Origin of the sequence: Phenylobacterium sp. (assembly GCF_036502675.1) — a bacterium.
GTDB lineage: Bacteria > Pseudomonadota > Alphaproteobacteria > Caulobacterales > Caulobacteraceae > Phenylobacterium.
Genome location: NZ_DASXYF010000031.1, coordinates 1 through 4,185 on the forward strand (window position 1 = coordinate 1; position 4,185 = coordinate 4,185).

The following is a 4,185-nucleotide window of genomic DNA, read 5'->3' on the forward strand; positions in this document are numbered from 1 at the left end:
GCCGACGGCGTCAAGGTCGGCATCGGCCCGGGCTCGATCTGCACCACCCGCATCGTGGCGGGCGTTGGTGTGCCGCAGATCAGCGCCATCCAGAACGTCGCCGAGGCGCTCGCGAAATCCGCCGTGCCGTGCATTGCAGACGGCGGCGTGCGCTATTCCGGCGACATCGCCAAGGCGCTCGCGGCCGGCGCGCATACCGTGATGCTGGGCTCGCTCTTCGCCGGCACCGAGGAGTCGCCCGGCGAGATCGAGCTGTTCCAGGGCCGCTCCTACAAGGCCTACCGCGGCATGGGCTCGCTGGGCGCCATGTCCCGCGGCTCGGCCGACCGCTACTTCCAGAAGGAGGTGTCGGACGCGCTGAAGCTGGTGCCCGAGGGGATCGAGGGCCAGGTTCCCTACAAGGGCCCGATCGCCCCCATCCTGCACCAGATGGTCGGCGGCCTGCGCGCGGCCATGGGCTATGTGGGCGGCGCCGACCTCGACCAGTTCCGCAAGCGGGCGCGGTTCATCCGCATCACCGGCGCGGGCCTGAAGGAAAGCCACGTGCACGACGTGATGATCACCCGCGAGGCGCCCAACTATCCGAGCGGCCTCTAGTGTCCGGCCCGGCCATGGAGCTGAAGCTGCTGGGCTGTGCGGTGGCGGTGGGCCTGGTGCAGCTGCTGTGGGCGGCCGCGGCGGCGCGGCGGCAGCAGGGCCTGGTCTGGGCGGCGGGGCCCCGCGACGAGCCGATGCCGATCAGCGGCGTCGCCGCGCGCCTCGACCGGGCGTTCAGGAACTTCATGGAGACCTTCCCGCTGTTCGCCACGGCGGTGATCGCGGCCTACCTGGCCGCCAAGCTGGGGCCGCTGACCATGTGGGGGACGGCGCTCTACGTCATCGCCCGGGCGCTCTACGTGCCGATCTATGCGGCCGGGATCGCGCGCATCCGTAGCTTGGTGTGGTTCGTGGCCATGGCGGGCCTCGTCATGGTCGTGGCCGCCCTGTTCCGATGAGCCCGGGCCATGCGTGACGGCGGGCGCCTGGCGGCGGCGATCGAGCTGCTCGAAGAGATCGAAACCCGCCACCGGCCGGTCCGCCTGGCGTTGAAGGCCTGGGGCGTCAACGCCCGCTACGCCGGCGCCAAGGACCGCGCCTCGGTCTCCGGCCTGGTGCTCGACATGCTGCGCCGGCGCCGTTCGCTGGCCTGGAAGATGGCCGACGAGAGCCCGCGCGCCGCCGCGCTCGCCGCCCTGCGCCTCGCCTGGGACTGGCCGCTGGAGCGGCTGGAGGCCGCCGCGGCCGAGACGCCGCACGGGATCGGCCCCCTGACTGACGCCGAGCGGGCGGCCCTGGCCTCGCCCCGCGGCCTCGCCGAGGCGCCCGCGGCCGTCCGCGGCGACTATCCCGACTGGCTGGCCGACGAGCTGGCCCGCGCCTTCGGCGACGAGGTGGACGCCGAGATGGCGGCCCTGGCCGAGCGGGCGCCCGTCGACCTGCGGGTCAACACCCTGAAGACCGACCCCGAGCGCGCCGTGAAGGCGCTGGCCTCCATGGCCGCCGAGCCGGTGGGCTGGCCGCCCACGGCGCTGCGGATCGCTGCCCCGCAGGCCAGCGAGCGGACCGGCGCCCTGGAAGCCATCCCCGCCTTCTCCCGTGGCTGGTTCGAGGTGCAGGACCTGGGTTCGCAGATCGCCGCCGCGGCGGCCGGCGAGATCAAGAGCCGGCAGGTGCTCGACCTCTGCGCCGGCGGCGGCGGCAAGACGCTCGCCCTGGCCGCCGCCATGGCCAACACCGGTCAGATCTACGCCTACGACTCCGAGGCCCGAAGGCTCGCCGACACGATCCGCCGCGCCGACCGGGCCGGGGTGCGCAACCTGCAGGTCCGCTCCCCGGTCGATCCCGACCCGCTGAAGGGTCTGGAGGGCAAGATGGACCTGGTGTTCCTCGACGCCCCCTGCTCGGGCTCGGGCGCCTGGCGCAGGCATCCGGACACCAAGTGGCGGCTAACCCCCGAGACCCTGGCCCGGCGCCAGGCGGACCAGGACGCGGTGCTCGACCAGGGCGCGGCCTTCGTGAAGCTCGGCGGACGGCTGGTCTACGTCACCTGCTCGGTGCTGCCCTCCGAGAACGAGGACCGGGTGACGGCCTTCCTCGAACGCACCCCCGGCTTCGTCGTGCGCCCGCCCGAGGAGCCGGCGCTGCAGCCCTGGCGCACGCGGCAGGGATGCCTGCGCCTATCGCCCAAGACCTCGGCGACCGACGGCTTTTTCGTCGCCGTCCTGGAGCGCCCGCGATGACCCGCCGCCGATTCCCCGGTAACACGCCCCCATGACCGCCCAGCACCAACGCGTCCTGATCGTCGACTTCGGCAGCCAGGTGACCCAGCTCATCGCCCGCCGCGTGCGCGAGAGCGGCGTCTATTGCGAGATCCATCCCTACGACAAGGTCGAGGCGATGCTCGACGCCTTCCGGCCCGGCGCGGTGATCCTCTCCGGCGGCCCGGCCAGCGTGCACGAGGAGGAGAGCCCCTCCGCGCCGGCCCGCATCTTCGAACTGGGCGTGCCGGTGCTGGGCATCTGCTACGGCGAGATGACCATGTCGGCCCAGCTGGGCGGCGCGGTGGAAGGCGGCCACGCCCGGGAGTTCGGCCGCGCCGAGATCCTGGTCGAGCGGGAATCGCCGCTGCTGGCGGGCCTGGGCCCCGTGGGCTCGCGCGAGACCGTCTGGATGAGCCACGGCGACAAGATCACCGCCATCCCCCTGGGCTTCGAGGTGGTCGCCTCCAGCGAGGGCTCGCCCTTCGCGGTGATCGCCGACGAGGGCCGGCGGTTCTACGGCGTCCAGTTCCACCCGGAGGTGGCCCACACGCCGTGCGGCGCGCTGATGCTGCGCAACTTCACCCACCGCATCGCCGGCTGCCGCGGCGACTGGACCATGGCCGCCTTCCGCCAGGAGGAGATCGCCCGCATCCGCCAGCAGGTGGGGCGGGGCCGGGTGATCTGCGGCCTCTCGGGCGGGGTGGATTCCTCCGTGGCCGCCGTCCTGCTGCACGAGGCGATCGGCGAGCAGCTCACCTGCGTCTTCGTCGACACCGGCCTACTTCGCCTGAACGAGGCCGAGCAGGTCGTGACCATGTTCCGTGACCACTACAACATCCCCCTGGTGCACGTGGACGCCGGCGCGGAGTTCCTGGGCGCCCTGGCCGGCCAGTCGGACCCGGAGACCAAGCGCAAGACCATCGGCCGCGTCTTCGTGGAAATCTTCGAGCGCGAGGCCGCCAAGGTGGAGGGCGCGGCCTTCCTGGCCCAGGGCACGCTCTATCCCGACGTGATCGAGAGCGTGTCGGCCCGTGGCGGGCCCTCGGCGGTGATCAAGAGCCACCACAACGTCGGCGGCCTGCCCGAGACCATGAAGCTCAAGCTGGTCGAGCCGCTGCGCGAGCTCTTCAAGGACGAGGTGAGGGCCCTCGGCCGCGAGCTCGGCCTGCCGGCGCAGTTCGTCGGACGCCACCCCTTCCCCGGCCCGGGCCTGGCCATCCGCATCCCCGGCGACATCACCCCCGAGCGCGTGGCCGTGCTGCAGAAGGCCGACGCCATCTACCTCGACGAGATCCGCAAGGCCGGCATCTACGATGAGATCTGGCAGGCCTTCGCCGTGCTGCTGCCGGTGCGCACCGTGGGCGTGATGGGCGACGCCCGAACCTATGACGAGGTCTGCGCCCTCCGGGCCGTGACCTCCACCGACGGCATGACCGCCGACTTCTTCGAATTTCCCTGGCCCGTCCTGGCCAAGGCCGCCACCCGCATCATCAACGAGGTGCGTGGCATCAACCGGGTGGTCTACGACGTGACCTCGAAGCCGCCCGGGACTATCGAGTGGGAGTGAGGCGCCTCAGCCTCGCGTGAAAGTCAGCACGGCGTCCTCGTCGCCGCGGCCGCTCAGATAGAGCTCGCGCGCGTTCGGCCGTTCCCAGCACAGCTCGAGCACATTGTGGTCGGGATCGAGGAAATAGACGCTCTGCTGGCTCTTGTGATCGGCGGCCTGCAGCACGGTCACGCCGCGATCGATCAGCTCGAAATAGGCATCGCGAAGGGCCTCGGAGCTCTCGACGTGAAGGGCGAGGTGGCCCATGCCGGGGCGAGGCGCCCAATCCGGATCGATCATGGGCTTCGGCGGGCGCTCCGCCTCGATCGGAACGACGTC

Annotated in this window: 5 protein-coding genes; 4 read left to right on the forward strand and 1 reads right to left on the reverse strand. The window is 71.9% G+C overall.

Annotated elements, in window-relative coordinates; translation table 11 throughout:
- The 4 genes from VGL30_RS03705 to guaA form a co-directional block, all read left to right on the forward strand.
- A partial coding sequence (locus VGL30_RS03705; protein ID WP_331536915.1) for an IMP dehydrogenase occupies positions 1–597 on the forward strand: 597 nt, incomplete at its 5' end.
- A 14-nt stretch (positions 598–611) separates the two neighbouring features.
- Positions 612–995, forward strand: coding sequence for an MAPEG family protein (locus tag VGL30_RS03710; protein ID WP_331536917.1), 384 nt, complete (start codon positions 612–614; stop codon positions 993–995).
- Between the two features lie 9 nt (positions 996–1,004).
- A complete protein-coding gene (locus VGL30_RS03715) occupies positions 1,005–2,279 on the forward strand; it encodes an RsmB/NOP family class I SAM-dependent RNA methyltransferase (protein ID WP_331536919.1) in 1,275 nt (424 codons plus the stop codon).
- Positions 2,280–2,310: 31 nt separating this feature from the next.
- Positions 2,311–3,867: a glutamine-hydrolyzing GMP synthase gene (gene guaA, locus VGL30_RS03720; RefSeq protein WP_331536921.1), complete on the forward strand. Its 1,557-nt coding sequence runs from the start codon at positions 2,311–2,313 to the stop codon at positions 3,865–3,867.
- 6 nt (positions 3,868–3,873) lie between these two features.
- Here guaA and VGL30_RS03725 read toward each other — a convergent pair.
- A partial coding sequence (locus VGL30_RS03725) for a VOC family protein (RefSeq protein WP_331536923.1) occupies positions 3,874–4,185 on the reverse strand: 312 nt, incomplete at its 5' end.

Excerpts from the sequence above, each read along its gene's own strand:
- VGL30_RS03715 (WP_331536919.1), top strand. The coding sequence starts at position 1,005 with ATGCGTGACGGCGGGCGCCTGGCGGCGGCGATCGAGCTGCTCGAAGAG.
- VGL30_RS03710 (WP_331536917.1), top strand. The coding sequence starts at position 612 with ATGGAGCTGAAGCTGCTGGGCTGTGCGGTGGCGGTGGGCCTGGTGCAG.
- guaA (WP_331536921.1), top strand. The coding sequence starts at position 2,311 with ATGACCGCCCAGCACCAACGCGTCCTGATCGTCGACTTCGGCAGCCAG.